This is a genomic window from Palleronia marisminoris (assembly GCF_900172315.1).
GTDB classification, from domain to species: domain Bacteria; phylum Pseudomonadota; class Alphaproteobacteria; order Rhodobacterales; family Rhodobacteraceae; genus Palleronia; species Palleronia marisminoris.
The window spans coordinates 460349-477098 of sequence record NZ_FWFV01000002.1; the positions used below are offsets into that span (position 1 = coordinate 460349).

Consider the following 16750-nt stretch of genomic DNA (forward strand, 5'->3'; position numbering starts at 1 on the left):
TGCCGCGAGCGCCACGAGGCCGACCTCGACCACGAGAAGCCGGCGCTCACTTGCCCCGATCATCGCAGGCCCATCCGGCGCAGGGCGACACGCTCGATCACCCCGATTACCCCGACGGCCAGCGCGGCGAGGATCGCGGCGCCGAACAGCGCGGACCAGATCTGCACCGTCTGCCCGTAGTAGCTGCCGGCCAGAAGGCGCGCCCCCAGCCCGGCGACGGCACCTGTCGGCAATTCTCCGACGATGGCGCCGACGAGGCTGGCCGCGATGCCGATCTTGAGCGAGGCGAAGAGGTACGGGGTCGAGGATGGCAGCCTGAGCTTGAAGAAGGTCTGCGCACGGCTCGCGGCGTATGTCCGAAGCTGGTCGAGCTGCATCGCGTCAGGCGCCCGAAGGCCCTTCACCATGCCGACGACCACCGGGAAGAACGACAGGTAGGCGGAGATCACCGCCTTGGGCAGGATCCCCTCGACCCCCACGGAGTAGAGCACCACGATGATCATCGGCGCGATGGCGATGATAGGGACGGTCTGGCTGACGATGGCCCAGGGCATCACGCTCATGTCCATGACGCGGGAATGGACGATCCCGACGGCCAGCAGGATCCCCAGCGACGTGCCGATGACGAACCCGGTCAGGGTCGCGCTCATCGTGACCCAGGCGTGGTAGACGAGGCTCCGGTTCGAGGTGGGCGAAACCGTGGCCGTGCTGTTCCACAGCTCGATCGCCACCTGGTGGGGGGCCGGCAGCCGGGGGCGATCCTGCGCGAAGGCACCCGCGACGGCGGGACCCGGATTGGCCAGCGCCAGTGCGGCGCCCGACATCCCGCGACGGTCGCGCGGGCTTTCCGGCATGACCTCGATCCCGGCGCGGGACGCCGTCAGTACCGACTGCGCGGCGTTCATGGGGATGCAGGCAAGATACCACAGGCCAAGAAGGGCGACCACGACCGTCAGCACCGGCAGCGCCGTCTGGCCCAACGCCCGAACGCGGAGAGCGGCCCGGGCCGAGCGTCCCACCCCAGCACCCTGCCCCGAAATCGGTGCGGTATTGTCGGTCATGCGGCCTCCATGCCGGCGCGCAGACCTTCGCGAACCCTGTGGGCGATCTTGATGAACTCGGGGCTGTCGCGGATGTCGAGCGGGCGGTGGCGCGGCAGCGGGCTCTCGATGATGTCGGTGATCCGCCCCGGGCGCGGCGACATCACGACGATACGCGTGGACAGGTAAACTGCCTCGGGGATCGAGTGGGTCACGAACAGCATCGTCTTGCCCGTCCGGTCCCACAGCGACAGCAGCTCTTCGTTCAGCCGGTCGCGCACGATCTCGTCGAGGGCACCGAAGGGTTCGTCCATCAGCAACAGGTCCGCGTCGAAGGACAACGCGCGGGCGATCGACGCGCGCTGCTGCATGCCACCTGAAAGCTGCCAGGGATACTTGTGCTCGAACCCTTCGAGGTCCACCAGCTCGAGCGTCTCGGCCACGCGGCGCTTCCGCTCGGCTTCCGGGAAGCCCATGATCTCGAGCGGCAGACGGATGTTCCCGCCGATGGTCCGCCACGGATAGAGCCCCGCAGCCTGGAAGACGTAGCCGTAGGCGCGGGCGCGGCGCGCCTCGTCGGGCGACATCCCGTTGACCGTCAGCGTCCCGCCCGTCGGCTGTTCCAGCGCGGCGACGCAGCGCAGGAACGTCGTCTTGCCGCAACCCGAGGGGCCGATGAACGACACGAAGTCACCCGCGTCCACGGTGAGGTCCACGTTCTTCAGCGCGTGCACAGGGCCGTCATTGGTGCTGAACGTCAGGTCGAGGGACCGGGCCTCCACGACGCGGGTGCTCATGCTTGTGCCTCGGACAGTGGGTTCGACGCGGGCGCGCACCGAGTCATCGCGTTGCGGGGCGAGATGTCGGTCAAGTTGTACCTCTGACTGCGGCGATCGAGCCGGTTGATGAGACTCCACGCTACCATCGGGAGGGTATCGGTCAAGAACGCGGCGCGGAAATCGGGCACTCGCCCAATCTTTGATCGCCGGGATACGGTGCGGCTGCAGCCGTGCCGAAATCCTGCTCACTTGCCGATCAGCGCGCCCGGATCGCCTTGACGATGGCCGCCGCGCGATCGACCGCCTGCTCGATGGTCAGGTCGGTCGTGTCGATGTGATGGGCGTCGTCGGCCGGGCGCAGAGGCGCATCCGCGCGGCCCATGTCACGGTCGTCGCGGCGGCGGACATCCTCGAGCACGGCCTCGTAGCTCGTGCCGTCGCTCAACTCGAGGTGCCGGCGGCGGGCGCGCACCTCGGGACTGGCCGTCACGAAAAGCTTCACCTCGGCCGCCGGGCAGATCACCGTGCCGATGTCGCGCCCGTCCAGCACTGCGCCTGCGTCCCGGCGGGCAAAGTGGCGCTGGAATTCGACGAGGGCCTGGCGCACCTGGGCATCCGAGGCGACGCGGCTCGCCGCTTCGGCCACCTCGGCAGTGCGCAGCCCCGGCGCCGCAAGATCGGCAGGCGTCAGCGCCTTCGCCGCCACCAGCGGCGCCTCGCCGTCGAGCACACGGCGCCCCGTTGCACGATAGAGAAGCCCGGTATCCAGGTAGGCGAGGCCGAACCGCACGGCGATCTCGCGGGCGATCGTGCCCTTCCCGGCCGCCGCGGGCCCGTCTATCGCAACGGTGAAGGCCATCAGGGCTTGCGCGTCGTCATGCGCGGATCGGAGCCCTTGGCTTGCGGAAGGCCGTCGGAGATCTCGTAATAGTCGCCCTTATCCGCGCAGAAGATGTGCCCCACCAGCGACAGCCCGGTCGGCGCATCGAGCGAGCCGGCCATGATCGACAGCAGTTCGCCGCCCCCGTCCCAGAACAGGTTCGAGCCGCATTCGGGGCAGAATCCGCGTTTGGCGCTGTCCGACGAGTCGTACCACTTCACCTCGCCCTCGATCTCGACCGTGTCGCGCGGGGCGGACGTGGACGCAAGGAAGTGCCCGGTCGTCCGGCGACACTGGCTGCAATGGCAGGCGATGACGGGCCTCAGCGGCCCGGTCACGCGAAACGAGACCTCGGCGCAAAGGCAGCCTCCGGTCACGGACAGGTTACGCGGGTCGGCGTCGAAAATGTCGGACATGGTTCCTCCTTCGGGCGCGATCTAGCGCGACGCTCGCGGCCGTCAGCCCTCGGGGCGCGAGAACGACGCGCCGAGCGTGGTCATCAGCGGCTCGAAGATCGGGAAGGACGTGGCGATCGGGCTTGCGTCATCCACCGTCACCGGTTGCTTCGAGGCCATGCCCAGGCACAGGAACGACATCGCGATCCGGTGGTCGAGCCGTGCGGCGACCGTCACTCCGCCCTCGACCCCGCCCGGCCCGCGTCCATGGACGCGCCACCAGTCGTCGCCCTCCTCGACCGTCACGCCCGCGGCGCGCAACCCTTGCGCCATCGCGTCGATGCGATCGCTTTCCTTCACCCGCAGCTCGGCCACGCCGGGCATGTCTGTGACCCCTTCCGCGAAAGCGGCGACGACGGAAAGGATCGGGTATTCGTCGATCATGGACGCCGCCCGCTCGGGCGGAACGCGGATGCCCTTCATCTCGGGCGAGAAGCGCGCGCGCAGATCGGCCACCGGCTCGCCCCCCTCGTCGCGCGGATCCTCGTAGGTCAGGTCCGCGCCCATCTCGCGCAGCGTCTCGAACAGGCCGGCACGCGTGGGATTGAGGCCGATATTCGGGATCAGCACGTCGGACCCTTCGGTGATCAGCGCGGCGCAGACCGGAAAAGCGGCCGACGAAGGGTCACGCGGTACGGCGATCTCCTGCGGCTGCAATTCGGGTCGGCCGGTCAGCGTGATGACGCGGCCCTCGTCGGTGACTTCGGTCGAAATGGTCGCGCCGAATCCCGCGAGCATGCGCTCGGAATGATCGCGGGTGGCCTCGCGCTCGACCACGACGGTCTCGCCGGGGGCGTTCAGCCCCGCCAGCAGGACGGCGGACTTCACCTGCGCCGAGGGCACCGGCGTCGCGTAGCGCACCGGCACCGGGTCGGACGCCCCCACCAGCGTCAGCGGCAGGCGGCCGCCCGCGCGTCCGACGGCCTGCGCCCCGAACAGGGCGAGCGGATCGGTCACGCGCGCCATCGGCCGCGAGGTCAGCGAAGCATCCCCGGTGAAGGTCGTGGCGAAACCGTGCGTGGCGACCGCGCCCATGATGAGCCGGACGCCCGTCCCCGAGTTGCCGCAGTCGATCACCTGGTCGGGTTCCGAGAAACCGCCGACGCCCACGCCGTGGACGGACCAACTGCCCTGCCCATGGTTCACGACCTCGGCGCCCAACGCCTGCATGGCGCGCCCCGTATCCAGAACGTCCTGCCCTTCGAGCAGCCCCGTGATCCGGGTTTCGCCCACTGCCATGGCGCCAAGGATCAGCGCGCGGTGCGAGATCGACTTGTCGCCGGGGACCTCGGCCGTGCCGGAAAGGGCTCCGGCCTTTCGGGACATGAGGGGTTCGGGCGTGCCGTGCGCAGACATGGGGTCACCTCACCGTCGGTTCGAAATCCGACCGAGTGGGTGGCACGGGTGCCGTGACGGCGCAAGCGCCAATCAGGCCGCCGCGAGAAGCGGCAACACGATGAACACGAACAGGAGGAACGGCGCGAAGGTAAAGAGTTTCGTCTGGCGGGGGCGTTTCATGGCAAGGGACCGGAGCTGCACTGTGGATAACTTACAGCTTCAACGGCACATGTCGCGGGTTCCGTCGGCGTGATTCGACGGCCGGGCGCCGCTCCGCTCATCCGGCGCCGGGCGCAACAGTTTTCCGCCGACTGCGCCTAGAGGCGGCGGAATGTCAGGTAGTGCGGCGAGCGGCCCTCGCGCAGCGCCTTCTGCTCGTAGCGCGTGGAGATCCAATCGTCCCACGGCGCGCTCCAGTCCGACGGCCCCTCGCCCAGCCATTCGAACCCGGCTTCGGGCACCTCTTCGAGAGCCTGGCGCACATAGTCGGCGATATCGGTCGCGACGCGGAATGTGGCGCCGGGCTTCAGGCAGCGGGCGAGCGGCTCCAGGTGCTCGGGCGTGACGAAACGGCGGCGATGGTGGCGCGCCTTTGGCCACGGATCCGGGTAGAGCAGGAACGCCCGCGACACCGACGCCGGCGGCAGCACGTCGAACAGATCGCGCGCGTCGCCGGGATGGATTCGCAGGTTGGTGACGCCTGCCGCGCGAATCTTGCCCAGCAGCATGGCCACGCCGTTGATATAGGGCTCTGCCCCGATGATCCCGACATCGGGGTTGCCGGCGGCCTGGTGGACAAGATGCTCGCCCCCGCCGAAGCCGATCTCGACCCAGGTTTCGCGCTCGCCAAAGAGGGACCCCAGATCGAGCGGGGTGCGGTCGGGGTTTACCTCCCAGTCGACCGGCCCGGGCGAGAGCCGGTCGAGATCCTCCTGCAGATACCTCTCTTGCGAGGGGCGCAGAGTATGGCCCTTGCGGCGGCCGTAGAAGTTGCGCCACGGGGCGCCCTGGGATTTTTCGGACATGGCGGCGATGTATTTGAGGGGCCGGCAGGGCGCAAGCGGCGCCTGTCACCCCCGTCGGTTGCGTCCGATCCCGAGCGTCCCAGGTTCGAGCAAGTCGCGGGTCCGGGTCACGCGCACAATCTTCACGAAACGAACCGAAGCTTGCCGGGGAAGCACTTCGCTACAATCCGCCGGACGTCCGGCCGGCAGGCGCTCACCAGGTGCGTGAAGTCGGCCCGCCCGGACAGAGCGCGGCTCGGGGGTTGGCCCGACCAGGCCAACCCCCGAACCAACTGTCAGACCGCGCGACGCAGGGCGTCGGCCAAGTCCGTCCGTTCCCACGAGAATCCGCCATCGGCTTCCGGCGCGCGGCCGAAATGACCGTAGGCCGCCGTGCGCTCGTAGATCGGGCGGTTGAGGCCCAGATGCGTGCGGATGCCGCGCGGGGTCAGGTCCATGACCTCGCGAATCGCGTTCTCGATCTTCTCCTCGTGCACCTCGCCGGTGCCGTAGGTGTCGGCATAGATCGACAGCGGCTTCGAGATGCCGATGGCATAGGACAACTGGATCGTGCAGCGCTTGGCCATGCCGGCCGCGACCACGTTCTTGGCGAGGTAGCGCGCGGCATAGGCGGCCGAGCGGTCCACCTTCGTCGGATCCTTGCCCGAGAACGCGCCGCCGCCATGGGGGGCCGAGCCGCCATAGGTGTCCACGATGATCTTGCGCCCGGTCAGGCCCGCATCGCCATCCGGTCCGCCGATCACGAAGACGCCCGTGGGATTCACCCACCATTCGGTCGCGTCGGTGATCCAGCCGTCCGGGAGGACTTCGCGGATGTACGGCTCGACGATGGCGCGGATGTCGGCGGAGGTCTGATTCTCGCGCTCGTGCTGGGTGGAAAGGACGATGCTGGTCACCTCGACCGGCTTGCCATCCTCGTAACGCAGGCTGATCTGGCTTTTTGCGTCGGGGCGCAGCGTCGGCTCCTGCCCGGACTTGCGGACCTCGGCCAGGCGCCGCAGGATCTGGTGCGCGTAGTGGATCGGCGCTGGCATGAGCTCGGGCGTGTCCTCGACCGCGTAGCCGAACATGATGCCCTGGTCGCCGGCGCCCTCGTCCTTGATCTCGGACTTGTCCACCCCCTGCGCAATGTGGGCGGATTGGGCGTGAAGCAGGTTGGTGACCTCGACCGAGTTCCAATGGAACTTGTCCTGCTCGTAGCCGATGTCCCGGATGCACTCGCGCGCGATGCTGTCGACCCGGTCGAGATACTCGGCCAGCTTCGACTTGTCCGACAGCCCCACCTCGCCGCCGATGACGACGCGATTCGTGGTGGCGAAGGTCTCGCAGGCGACGCGCGCCTCGGCTTCTTCCCTGAGGAAGGCGTCGAGGACGGCATCCGAGATCCGGTCGCAGACCTTGTCGGGGTGCCCCTCGGATACGGATTCCGAGGTGAAGATGTAATTCTGACGCGGCATGGGGGAGTGCTCCATTGAATTTTTCCACGCACGCCAGGAAGCCGTTGTGCGCGGTCACCTTGCGCCGTAGCGAGCGGCGCGGCCGCAATCAAGACGATTTTGCGCGCAATGCGATCGTTCCCGCCAAGAGCAGCAAAATCAGCGCAAAAGCGGGCCAATCCCCCGTCCTGGCGTAAGGCGTCGGTGACATGGCCGGCGGCAAGGGCGCGTCCAGGTATCCCGCCTCGCCCAGCCCCAGTTGCGCGGTGATCTCTCCGGTCGCCGAAATCACGGCCGAGATCCCGGTATTCGCCACGCGAACCATCGGCAGCCCCTGCTCGATCGCCCGCATCCGCGCGATGGCCAGATGTTGCTGCGGCCCCGCGAAGGTGCCGAACCAGGCATCGTTCGTGATCTGCAAGAGCCAGTTCGCCCTGGGGGCGACGGCCCCGACCTCTTCGGGGAAGATCGCCTCGTAGCAGATCAGCGGCAGGACCTGGCCGAGCGGGCCCAGGTCGACCAACCGCTGTCCCGGCCCGGGGGAATAGCCGTACTCTCCCTGCGCGAGCCCGCGGATGCCGAACCGCTCGGCCAGATCGCCGAAGGGGACGTATTCGCCGAACGGGACCAGGTGGTGCTTGTCGTAGACGTCGCCGATGGCGCCGTCCTCGCCGATCACGACGAGGCTGTTGAAATAGCGGCTGCCCTCGGCTCTCTGACCGCCGACGACCAGCGGCACCCCTCCCGCGGCCTGCGACAGGATCTGCAGCACCGGGTGGCCTGGTTCGATCAGGTAGGGCACCGAGGTCTCGGGCCACAGGATCAGGTCCGGCGCGCCCGGCGCGGCAGTCAGATCCAGCGCGCGATCGAAGAACATCTGCGTGTAGTCCGGATCCCACTTCAGATGCTGCGGGGCATTGGGCTGGACGAGGCGCAGAACGGGCGCCTCCGCCTCCGCCGCCGGCGCGGGTGGCCTCGCGCCAAACGCCAGCACCGCCGCGCCCCAGATCACCGCCCCCGCGAGCACCGCCGCCGGCCGTGGCCCCATCGCGGCCAGTAGGCCCGCAACGAGCGTTGTCGCAAGGGTCAGCCCGAACGGCCCGACGAACGCCCCGGCCTGTGCCACGGGCCCCTCGGACCAGATGTATCCGATCAGGGCCCAGGGAAAGCCGGTGAGGATCAGGGACCGCAGCACCTCGACCCCGGCGAGCGCCGCGCCGAAGGCAAGGGCGAACCGCCAGCCGCCCGCCGCGAGACGACGCGCCACCCAAAAGGCGAGTGCCCAGAACAGCGCGAATCCGGTGGCCATGAAAAGCAGCGCGAAAGGCGCAATCCAACCGTGCCGCGCGACATCGACGAGGAACGGCTCGACGATCCAGTGGAGGGTGACGGCGAAATGGGCGGTGCCGGCCGCGAACCCGCGCCACGCCGCCCCCCGCGCATCGGGCGCCGAACGGCAGAGCCAACCCGCCGCGCCCAGCGCAAGAAGAGCCAGCGGCGCCAGGTGGAACGGCGCCTGTCCCAGCGCCACGCCGACGCCCGCCAATGCCGAAAGCGCGAGCGGAAGCCACGGCCGGGCCAAGGCACCGCCCCTCGCAGCGTCGGATGAAACAGCCGTCATTGCCGATCTCCATCGCGCTCGGGAACCCACCGGCCGCTTACTGCCCCGGAAGGCGCGAAACAAGCGGCCGCCTCAAGGACGGCGGCTCGCGCCGCGTCAGGCCGGAAGACGGACCCTCAGGCGCTTCAGGCGGCGGGGATCGGCGTCGACGATCTCGATTTCAGCCCCGGAGGGATGCGCGACGACCTCGCCGCGCGCCGGCACGCGACCCGTCAGCACGACGACCAGCCCGCCGAGCGTGTCGATCTCTTCATCCTCGTCGTCATCGGTGAAACTCGTCCCGGTCGCGTCCTCGAACTCGGCCAGGGGCGTACGAGCCTGCGCGATCCAGACGCCCGACTTCTCTTCGAGGAACAGCTTGTCCTCGTCCTCGTCGTGCTCGTCCTCGATCTGGCCGATCACCTGCTCGATCAGATCCTCGATCGTCACCAGTCCGTCCACGCCGCCATATTCGTCGATGACCAGCGCCATGTGGGTCCGCTCGCTCTGCATCCGCTGCAAGAGCACCCCGATCGGCATCGAGGGCGGGGCGTAGATCACCGGCCGCAGCATCTGCGTCATGTCGAACTCGGCCTGCTTGCCGAACCCGTGGCGCAGCGCGAAGTCCTTGAGGTGGATCATGCCCTTCGGATGATCGAGCGTCCCGTCGTAAACGGGAAGTCGGGTCAAACCGGTCTCCCGGAACGTCTCGACCAGATCCTCCCACGCGACGTCGAGGGGCACCGACACGATCTCGATCGTGGGAATGGCCACGTCCGCGACTCGCATCCGCGCAAGGTTCAGCAGGTCGGGCGGCATGCGCGACGCGTGCCGCTCCTCGCCATCGCCTTCCCCATCTTCCGGCTGGGAGAACGCCGTGAACAGTCTTCCGAAGAACCCGCGTTCCGGACTGTCATCTTCGATATCTCCGGGGGCGCGGTCCGTCCCGGTGTCGCTTTCGGCTTGCGCCATGTCACCTTCCATCGCTCCGGCCCTGATGGCCGCTCATCGAGTATATGGGTCGGGCAACCCCAATTGTGCAAGAATTTCGACTTCACGCCCTTCCATGAGCGCCGCATCGCCGTCCCGCTCGTGGTCGTAACCCAGAAGATGCAGCACCGCATGCACGATCAGGTGGGTCACGTGGTCCGCCATTTCGATCCCGGCGGCGCTGGCCTCGGCCGCACAAGTCTCCCACGCGATGGCGATGTCGCCGTACGCTTCGTCCTCCGGCGCAAGCGGCTCGCCGCCGTCCGCCTCCGCCCCGAGTCCCTCCGACGGCCAGGACAGCACGTTCGTCGGGCGCGGTTTGCCACGGAAATCGGCGTTCAGCGCCGTGATCCGCGCGTCGTCGCAGGCTAGAATCACGACCTCGCCCCCGGATAAACCGCGATGCGCCAGCGTCGCCCCCACTGCCCGAAAAGCCAATCCATCGAGGTCGAGCGCGTTCCAGCGGTCGTCCTCGACCACCACGTCCACTTCCAGGGAGGGACTCACCCTACTGGTCCGCCTCGTAGGCCTCGATGATCTTGGCGACCAGCGGATGGCGCACGACGTCCTTGGACGTGAAGTAGTTGAAAGCGATCCGGTCGATCCCAGTGAGCAACCGCTCGGCATCGGCAAGCCCCGAGACCTGCCCTCGCGGAAGGTCGATCTGCGTCCGGTCGCCGGTGATGACCATGCGACTGCCCTCGCCCAGGCGGGTCAGGAACATCTTCATCTGCATCGCGGTCGCGTTCTGCGCCTCGTCGAGCACCACGAAGGCGTTGGCCAGCGTCCGGCCACGCATGAAGGCCAGCGGCGCGATCTCGATCTTCTTCTCTTCCTTCAGCTTCTGCTGCATCTTCGCCGGCAGAAAGTCGTTCAGCGCGTCATAGAGCGGCTGCATGTAGGGATCGACCTTCTCTTCCTGCGTGCCGGGCAAGAAACCCAGGCGCTCGCCTGCCTCGACGGCGGGTCGGCAGAGGATGATGCGGTCGACTTCGCCCTGGATGAACAGGTTCACGCCCACGGCCACGGCAAGGTAGGTCTTGCCGGTGCCGGCGGGACCGATCCCGAAGGCGAGCTCGTTCTGGTAAAGCGAGGCGACGTAGGCCTTCTGCGCGTCGGTGCGCGGCTCGATCAGCTTCTTCTTGGTACGGATTTCGATGCGGCCGCCCTGGAACATCTCGATCTGGTCGCCGTCGCTCGCCTCGTCTGTGGCGGGAGCGGCGCCGCCCATCCTGATCTCGGCGTCGATATCGGCGGGCGTCACGTCGCGCCCCGCCTCGAGGCGCCCGTAGAGCGCGCCCAGAACCTCGGCCGCGCGGGCCCGTGTGTCGCTATCGCCGATCAGCGTCAGGTGGTTGCCCCGCCGGAAGATCTGAACGCCGAGATGGCTTTCGATCTGGACCAAATGCGAGTCTCCCACGCCGCATAGGTCGATCAGCAGGCGGTTGTCGGGAAACTCGACGGAGGTCTCGGCGGACTCGGGTTGCGTATGATCCAGCGGGGGCAACGGGCTGGGGGATTGGGCCAAGCGGTTCTCCTGAGGCACAGCGGCTACGCACCTATCGTGGGTCCTCGCCTTCTCCGTGACAAGGGCTCGCGCGCAGCTGGATACGAAAAGGCGACAAGAGTGGGGCGATCAGATCGGATCCGGAACCGGCGAGCCGGCTTCGTCGGGCCCGTAAAGCGTGAAGGGCTGCAGGCGACCGCAGATCGGCTTGCCGTACCGGTCGAGCCGGTTCATCTGGTAGCCCTCGATCCCGTCATCGATGGCCCAGTGTTCGCAGCCGTCGCCATCCACCCAGATGCCGGGCGTCTTTGTCAGGTTCGCCAGGCTTTTGCCGTCGATGAACCGGTCCGCGGTCTGGTCGGGCTTGGTGCCGCAGGCCACAAGCAGCGTCGCACACCCGAGAAGCATGAGGAGAAGCGTTTTCATGGGTTCACCGGATGCAGATGATTTCGACGCGGCGGTTGCGCTGCATTCCGGCCGCCGTATCGTTCGACGCGACGGGCTGCCGTTCGCCGTGACCGCGCACATCGTTGACTGTCTTGCCCATGCCGGCAGCGATCCGCGCCACCGTGGCCGCCCGGTCATGGCTAAGGCGAATGTTGTGCTCGTCGCTCGCACGGCTGTCGGTATGGCCGATGATGGTGAAGGCGTGCGCGTTGGTTCGGGCGAAGAAGTCGCTCAGGTGGGCTCTGCCCTGGTCGCTGATCCTGTGGCTGTCGGTGGCGAACAGGATGTCCGAACTGACCACGCCACAAGTCTCGACCTTGTGGCAGACGGGGGTGCCGTCGCGGGCCAGCCGGTTCGAGCCGTAGCCCTCCCAGCCGTCGTCGCGCACCCAGTGCTCGCAGCCATCGGGGTCGATCCAGATCGTGCCGACCGCCCGTTCCTGAGCGTGCATGGTCCCCGCCCCCGCGACGACGAGCAACGCTGCAAGAGCCATGCGGAACAGGGCGGAAAAGCTGAGCAACACCACGACCTCCTTCAGAACCCAGCGGGTCCCGAGGACCGGCTTCATCCCCTTTAGCCCGCCATTGGTTTACCAGGAGTGGTCACAGGACGGAGAAATCCGACAGATTGTCAGAGAAGCGTCCCGGCGAGCGAATTCGACGCGCTTCGCGTGATGCGGACCTTGCGCAGGTCGCCGGGAGAAAGCCCCTCGCCTTCCACGAAGACCGAGTGCAGGTGGTCGGACTTGCCCACCATCTGTCCCGCCTCGCGACCCGGCTTCTCGAACAGCACGCCGACCTCCTTGCCCACCATGCGATCCTGCACCGCCACCTGCTGGTCACGCAGAAGCGCCTGAAGGCGTTGCAGACGATCGTCCTTGGCAGCCTCGTCCACCTGCGCGCGCTCGGCCGCAGGGGTGCCGGGGCGCGTGGAGTACTTGAATGAGTAGCACTGGCCGTATTCGACCGCCTCGACCAGAGCCATGGTCTGCGAGAAATCCTCTTCGGTCTCGTCCGGGAAGCCCACGATGAAATCGCCCGAAATCAGGATGTCGGGCCGCGCGGCGCGAATGCGCTCGATCAGGCGCAGATAGCTTTCGGCGGTGTGCTTGCGGTTCATCGCCTTCAGCACCCGGTCGCTGCCCGATTGAACGGGCAGGTGGAGATAGGGCATCAGCTTTTCCACCTCGCCATGGGCGGCGATCAGGTCGTCATCCATGTCGTTCGGGTGGCTCGTGGTGAAGCGGATCCGCTCGAGCCCGTCGATCTTCGCCAGCTCGCGGATCAGGCGGGCGAGGGTCATCTCGCCAGTGTCCGATGCCCCGTGATAGGCATTCACGTTCTGGCCCAGGAGGGTCAACTCGCGCACGCCACGCTCGACCAGGTCTTGTGCCTCGGCCAACACCCGCGACGCGGGGCGCGAGACTTCGGATCCACGGGTGTAGGGCACCACGCAGAAGGCGCAGAACTTGTCACAGCCCTCCTGCACCGTCAGAAATGCAGTAGGTCCGCGCTTGGCCTTGGGACGGGATTTCAGCCGCTCGAACTTGTCTTCCTCGGGGAAGTCGGTGTCGAGCGCTTTGACCCCCTTCCCCGCCTTCGCCTCCATCTCGGGCAGGCGGTGGTAGCTTTGGGGACCGACGACGAGGTCGACCATCGGCTGGCGGCGCAGGATCTCTTCGCCCTCGGCCTGCGCGACGCAGCCCGCCACGCCGATCTTCAGGTCCGGCTTGGCATCCTTCAGATCGCGGAAGCGCCCGAGCTCGGAATAGACCTTTTCCGCCGCCTTCTCGCGTATGTGGCAGGTGTTCAGCAGGATCATGTCCGCGTCATCGGGCGATCCGGTCTCGACATAGCCCGACGCGCCCAGCGCTTCGGCCATGCGTTCGCTGTCATAGACGTTCATCTGACAGCCATAGGTCTTGATGTAGAGCTTCTTGGGCGCGGTCATGGCGGATCCCCCACTGTGCGAGCAACGCATCTATCCCGGCCCGGCGTTTGTCGCAACCGACCCGAGCGCTTGCCAAGTCACAGCGCGGCGAGGCAAACCCCCTCGCGTGACGCGGATCGAGACATATGACGACCCGGCGGCGTTCGAAAGATCGACCGCATCCTTCGACAAGGGCCCCGTGGGCATCCTTCTGGTCGAAGACGAGGTCGAGGCGCAATCATCGCTCGACCACATGGCCCGCATCGGCTTTCGCAGCATCGTGGCCATGGGCCCCGAAGCGATCTCCCTCACCCCGCCCGACGGCACGCACATGCTCAGGGTGGGCTGGCGGAACGCGCAGCGCGGGGCGGTCCCGGCAGCCGTCAACGCGGTGGCACGGAAGGGGCCGGGCCTCTGGATGCACTACTGCTTCAACGCCGAGTACCTGTACTTCCCCTTCTGCGAAACGCGGAGTGTGGGCGAGATGCTGACCTTCCACACCGAAGAACGCCGCGACTCGATGCTGACCTACGTCGTCGACCTCTATTCCGACGATCTGCGCGGGGTCGGCCCGGTATCGCGTGAGCGCGCGCATCTGGATGCATCGGGATACTTCGCCGAGGCCCGCCCCGACCCGGCCAATCACGGTCACCCAATGGAACGGCAGCTCAATTTCCATGGCGGTCTGCGCTGGAGGTTCGAGGAACACGTGCCCCCGCAGCGGCGGCGGATCGACCGAATCGGCCTGTTCCGCGCGGTGCACCGTGTCGATCTGCGCGACGACCACACGTTCAGCGCACCGGAATACAACACCTACGCCTGCCCGTGGCATCACAACCTGACGGCCAGCATCTGTTCCTTCCGGGCTGCCAAGGCGTTGATGCGCAACGCGGGCTCGCGGGACGCCATCGACACCTTCATGTGGCACCGGTCCGTCCCGTTCGAGTGGGATTCGCAGCAGCTGCTCGATCTCGGGCTGATGGAGCCCGGCCAGTGGTTCTGAGCGTCAGCTCCGCCGCAGGCGGATGATCACGTCCACCGAGGCCACGTCGTAGCCCTCGGGCGTTTGCGGCAGGCTTTCGATCTTCAGTTCTTGCGGCGAGGCATCAACAAGGCGGCCGTCTTCCTCGAACAGGAAGTGGGGGTGATCCTCGGTCCGCGTGTCGAAATAGCTCTTCGCGCCTTCGACATGGACTTCCTGCATCAGGCCGGCGCCGCAGAACGCGCGCAGCGTGTTGTAGACGGTCGCCAGAGACACCGCCTCGCCCGCCTCGCGGCTTGCGGCATAAAGCGCTTCGGCCGTGACGTGCCGATCTTCCCCGTCGCCGACCAGAAGCGCGGCGAGCGACAGGCGCTGTTTCGTCGGGCGAAGCTCCGCCGTCGCCAGCCACTGGCGCCCGAGGGCGATCTTCGCGTCGTCTATGCGTGTGTCGATAATAGCCATTTCCTGCTATATAGGCCTTACCCGCGGGGAGTTTCAATCTATGACTGCCTTGAACCGTGCGCGACGGCTCTGATAGGGCCTCGCCCAAATGTGAGCACGCCGCCAGGAGGGCAGCCCATGGCCGACTACCCCACTTCCTTCGACAAGGACGACCTGATCCGCTGCGCGAAGGGCGAGCTTTTCGGCGAAGGAAATCCGCAGCTTCCGCTGCCGCCGATGCTGATGATGGATCGCATCACCGACATCTCGGGCGACGGGGGCAGCCACGGCAAGGGCCACGTCGTGGCCGAGTTCGACATCACGCCCGACCTGTGGTTCTTCGAATGTCACTTTCCGGGCAACCCGATCATGCCCGGCTGCCTGGGCCTCGACGGGCTGTGGCAGCTGACCGGCTTCAATCTCGGCTGGCGCGGCTGGCAGGGGCGCGGCTACGCGCTCGGCGTGGGCGAGGTCAAGCTGACGGGCATGGTCCGTCCCGACCGCAAGATGCTGACCTACAACGTCGATTTCACCAAGGCCGTCCAGACCCGTCGCCTGACGATGGGCGTCGCCGATGGAACTGTTCACGCCGACGGCGAGCTGATCTATCAGGTCAAGGACATGAAGGTCGCTCTTTCCGAGAGCTGACCCCAACAACAGGGAGAGACCCATGCGCCGCGTCGTGGTCACAGGCATCGGGATCGTATCGCCCATCGGCAACTCGGCCGAGGAAGTCACACAGGCCCTCAAGGCCGGCCGCTCGGGCATCGAAGCCTCGGCCGAAATGGCCGAGCACGGCTTTCGCAGCCGCGTTGCCGGAACGCTCAAGATCGACGTGGCCGACCATGTCGACAAGCGGACCCTGCGCTTCATGGGGCCGGGATCGGCCTACGCGCATATCGCGATGCAACAGGCCATCGCCGATGCCGGCCTGCCCGAAGAGGTGGTGTCGAATCCCGCGACCGGCCTGATCGCCGGGTCGGGCGGGCCGTCGACCAGCGCGCTCTACGAGGCGCACAAGATTGTCGAGGAAAAGGGCAGCCCTAAGCGCATTGGGCCTTTCGCGGTGCCGAAGGCGATGTCCTCGACCGTCAGCGCGAACCTCTCGACGGCGTACAAGATCAAGGGGATGAACTTCTCGATCACCTCGGCCTGCTCCACCTCGCTGCACTGCATCGGCATGGCCGCGCAGCAGATCATGCTGGGCGAGCAGGACGTGATGTTCGCAGGCGGCGGCGAAGAACTGGACTGGACCCTGTCCTGCCTGTTCGACGCCATGGGCGCCATGTCGTCGAAGTTCAACGACACGCCCGAAAAGGCCAGCCGCGCCTTCGACAAGGACCGCGACGGCTTTGTCATCGCCGGCGGCGGCGGCATGGTGGTGCTGGAGTCGCTCGAACACGCGCAAGCCCGCGGAGCAAAGATCTACGCCGAGGTCACCGGCTTCGGCGCGACGAGCGACGGTCACGACATGGTGGCCCCATCGGGCGAGGGCGGCGAGCGTGCCATGCGCCGCGCTCTGCGCGATTTCGACCCGTCCCGCATCGGCTACATCAACGCGCACGGCACCTCGACGCCGGTGGGCGACGTGGGCGAGGTCGAGGCGGTGCGCCGCGTCTTCGGCGAGGGAAAGACCCCGCCGATCAGCTCGACCAAGTCGATGACCGGCCACAGCCAGGGCGCCACCGGCGCGCAGGAGGCGGTATATTGCCTCTTGATGCTGCAACATGATTTCATCGCCCCGTCGATCAACGTCGAAACGCTGGACCCGGCCATCCACGAGGGCGAGATCGCGACTTCCCTAGTGGAAAACGCCGGCCTCGACACGGTGATGACCAACTCGTTCGGCTTCGGCGGAACCAACGGGTCGATGCTGCTGACCAAGTGGAAGGACTGACCCG

The 16750-nt window shown here is 67.2% G+C and carries 18 protein-coding genes and 1 riboswitch; of the genes, 3 read left to right on the forward strand and 15 right to left on the reverse strand.

The window, feature by feature from the left end; all coding sequences use genetic code 11:
• Positions 1 to 59: 59 nt before the first annotated feature.
• The 14 genes from PAM7066_RS06030 to miaB all read right to left on the reverse strand — a co-directional run bounded on the left by PAM7066_RS06030 (position 60) and on the right by miaB (position 13447).
• Positions 60 to 1061, reverse strand: a complete 1002-nt coding sequence (locus PAM7066_RS06030) for an ABC transporter permease (RefSeq protein WP_085853227.1) — start codon at positions 1059 to 1061, stop codon at positions 60 to 62.
• The gene (locus tag PAM7066_RS06035) at positions 1058 to 1837 is read right to left on the reverse strand and encodes an ABC transporter ATP-binding protein (protein WP_085853228.1); all 780 of its coding nucleotides are present in this window, start codon (positions 1835 to 1837) and stop codon (positions 1058 to 1060) included. Before PAM7066_RS06035 ends, PAM7066_RS06030 begins: the two co-directional genes overlap by 4 nt.
• Positions 1838 to 2075: 238 nt before the next feature.
• Positions 2076 to 2678 (reverse strand): (d)CMP kinase, encoded by a 603-nt coding sequence (locus PAM7066_RS06040; RefSeq protein ID WP_085853229.1) that lies wholly within the window; start codon positions 2676 to 2678, stop codon positions 2076 to 2078.
• The gene (locus PAM7066_RS06045; protein WP_085853230.1) at positions 2678 to 3115 is read right to left on the reverse strand and encodes a GFA family protein; all 438 of its coding nucleotides are present in this window, start codon (positions 3113 to 3115) and stop codon (positions 2678 to 2680) included. Before PAM7066_RS06045 ends, PAM7066_RS06040 begins: the two co-directional genes overlap by 1 nt.
• Positions 3116 to 3157: 42 nt before the next feature.
• A complete protein-coding gene (aroA, locus tag PAM7066_RS06050) occupies positions 3158 to 4510 on the reverse strand; it encodes a 3-phosphoshikimate 1-carboxyvinyltransferase (RefSeq protein WP_085853231.1) in 1353 nt (450 codons plus the stop codon).
• 299 nt (positions 4511 to 4809) lie between these two features.
• Positions 4810 to 5517 (reverse strand): tRNA (guanine(46)-N(7))-methyltransferase TrmB, encoded by a 708-nt coding sequence (gene trmB, locus PAM7066_RS06055; protein WP_085853232.1) that lies wholly within the window; start codon positions 5515 to 5517, stop codon positions 4810 to 4812.
• Between the two features lie 275 nt (positions 5518 to 5792).
• Positions 5793 to 6974, reverse strand: coding sequence for a methionine adenosyltransferase (metK, locus tag PAM7066_RS06060; protein WP_085853233.1), 1182 nt, complete (start codon positions 6972 to 6974; stop codon positions 5793 to 5795).
• A gap of 7 nt (positions 6975 to 6981) precedes the next feature.
• Positions 6982 to 7030, reverse strand: a riboswitch (SAM-SAH riboswitch).
• Between the two features lie 32 nt (positions 7031 to 7062).
• Positions 7063 to 8574: an apolipoprotein N-acyltransferase gene (gene lnt, locus PAM7066_RS06065; RefSeq protein ID WP_085853234.1), complete on the reverse strand. Its 1512-nt coding sequence runs from the start codon at positions 8572 to 8574 to the stop codon at positions 7063 to 7065.
• 96 nt (positions 8575 to 8670) lie between these two features.
• Complete coding sequence (locus PAM7066_RS06070) at positions 8671 to 9525, reverse strand: CBS domain-containing protein (RefSeq protein ID WP_085853235.1); 855 nt, start codon at positions 9523 to 9525, stop codon at positions 8671 to 8673.
• 33 nt (positions 9526 to 9558) lie between these two features.
• On the reverse strand, positions 9559 to 10038 hold the full coding sequence (gene ybeY / locus PAM7066_RS06075; protein WP_085853305.1) for an rRNA maturation RNase YbeY: 480 nt from the start codon (positions 10036 to 10038) through the stop codon (positions 9559 to 9561).
• Between the two features lie 13 nt (positions 10039 to 10051).
• On the reverse strand, positions 10052 to 11071 hold the full coding sequence (locus PAM7066_RS06080) for a PhoH family protein (RefSeq protein ID WP_090928716.1): 1020 nt from the start codon (positions 11069 to 11071) through the stop codon (positions 10052 to 10054).
• A 108-nt stretch (positions 11072 to 11179) separates the two neighbouring features.
• Positions 11180 to 11476 (reverse strand): hypothetical protein, encoded by a 297-nt coding sequence (locus tag PAM7066_RS06085; protein WP_085853237.1) that lies wholly within the window; start codon positions 11474 to 11476, stop codon positions 11180 to 11182.
• 4 nt (positions 11477 to 11480) lie between these two features.
• Positions 11481 to 12065: an OmpA family protein gene (locus PAM7066_RS06090; RefSeq protein ID WP_245749580.1), complete on the reverse strand. Its 585-nt coding sequence runs from the start codon at positions 12063 to 12065 to the stop codon at positions 11481 to 11483.
• A gap of 62 nt (positions 12066 to 12127) precedes the next feature.
• Complete coding sequence (gene miaB / locus PAM7066_RS06095) at positions 12128 to 13447, reverse strand: tRNA (N6-isopentenyl adenosine(37)-C2)-methylthiotransferase MiaB (protein WP_085853238.1); 1320 nt, start codon at positions 13445 to 13447, stop codon at positions 12128 to 12130.
• A gap of 178 nt (positions 13448 to 13625) precedes the next feature.
• On the opposite strand from miaB, the gene PAM7066_RS06100 reads away from it, so the two are divergent.
• Positions 13626 to 14429: a hypothetical protein gene (locus tag PAM7066_RS06100; RefSeq protein ID WP_245749579.1), complete on the forward strand. Its 804-nt coding sequence runs from the start codon at positions 13626 to 13628 to the stop codon at positions 14427 to 14429.
• A 3-nt stretch (positions 14430 to 14432) separates the two neighbouring features.
• Here the strand turns inward: PAM7066_RS06100 and irrA are convergent, their stop codons facing one another.
• Complete coding sequence (irrA, locus tag PAM7066_RS06105; protein ID WP_085853239.1) at positions 14433 to 14870, reverse strand: iron response transcriptional regulator IrrA; 438 nt, start codon at positions 14868 to 14870, stop codon at positions 14433 to 14435.
• 117 nt (positions 14871 to 14987) lie between these two features.
• Here irrA and fabA point away from each other — a divergent pair, with 117 nt between their 5' ends.
• Together fabA and fabB are read left to right on the forward strand one after the other, a co-directional pair.
• Positions 14988 to 15497, forward strand: a complete 510-nt coding sequence (fabA, locus tag PAM7066_RS06110; RefSeq protein WP_085853240.1) for a bifunctional 3-hydroxydecanoyl-ACP dehydratase/trans-2-decenoyl-ACP isomerase — start codon at positions 14988 to 14990, stop codon at positions 15495 to 15497.
• Between the two features lie 22 nt (positions 15498 to 15519).
• Entirely contained in the window at positions 15520 to 16746 is a 1227-nt protein-coding gene (fabB, locus tag PAM7066_RS06115) for a beta-ketoacyl-ACP synthase I (protein WP_085853241.1), read from the forward strand.
• Positions 16747 to 16750: the final 4 nt, after the last annotated feature.

Bases quoted from the DNA above. Each gene is read 5' to 3' on its own strand.
- PAM7066_RS06030 (WP_085853227.1), bottom strand. From the start codon at position 1,061: ATGACCGACAATACCGCACCGATTTCGGGGCAGGGTGCTGGGGTGGGA.
- PAM7066_RS06035 (WP_085853228.1), bottom strand. From the start codon at position 1,837: ATGAGCACCCGCGTCGTGGAGGCCCGGTCCCTCGACCTGACGTTCAGC.
- PAM7066_RS06040 (WP_085853229.1), bottom strand. From the start codon at position 2,678: ATGGCCTTCACCGTTGCGATAGACGGGCCCGCGGCGGCCGGGAAGGGC.
- PAM7066_RS06045 (WP_085853230.1), bottom strand. From the start codon at position 3,115: ATGTCCGACATTTTCGACGCCGACCCGCGTAACCTGTCCGTGACCGGA.
- aroA (WP_085853231.1), bottom strand. From the start codon at position 4,510: ATGTCTGCGCACGGCACGCCCGAACCCCTCATGTCCCGAAAGGCCGGA.
- trmB (WP_085853232.1), bottom strand. From the start codon at position 5,517: ATGTCCGAAAAATCCCAGGGCGCCCCGTGGCGCAACTTCTACGGCCGC.
- metK (WP_085853233.1), bottom strand. From the start codon at position 6,974: ATGCCGCGTCAGAATTACATCTTCACCTCGGAATCCGTATCCGAGGGG.
- lnt (WP_085853234.1), bottom strand. From the start codon at position 8,574: ATGACGGCTGTTTCATCCGACGCTGCGAGGGGCGGTGCCTTGGCCCGG.
- PAM7066_RS06070 (WP_085853235.1), bottom strand. From the start codon at position 9,525: ATGGCGCAAGCCGAAAGCGACACCGGGACGGACCGCGCCCCCGGAGAT.
- PAM7066_RS06085 (WP_085853237.1), bottom strand. From the start codon at position 11,476: ATGAAAACGCTTCTCCTCATGCTTCTCGGGTGTGCGACGCTGCTTGTG.
- PAM7066_RS06090 (WP_245749580.1), bottom strand. From the start codon at position 12,065: ATGAAGCCGGTCCTCGGGACCCGCTGGGTTCTGAAGGAGGTCGTGGTG.
- miaB (WP_085853238.1), bottom strand. From the start codon at position 13,447: ATGACCGCGCCCAAGAAGCTCTACATCAAGACCTATGGCTGTCAGATG.
- irrA (WP_085853239.1), bottom strand. From the start codon at position 14,870: ATGGCTATTATCGACACACGCATAGACGACGCGAAGATCGCCCTCGGG.
- fabA (WP_085853240.1), top strand. From the start codon at position 14,988: ATGGCCGACTACCCCACTTCCTTCGACAAGGACGACCTGATCCGCTGC.
- fabB (WP_085853241.1), top strand. From the start codon at position 15,520: ATGCGCCGCGTCGTGGTCACAGGCATCGGGATCGTATCGCCCATCGGC.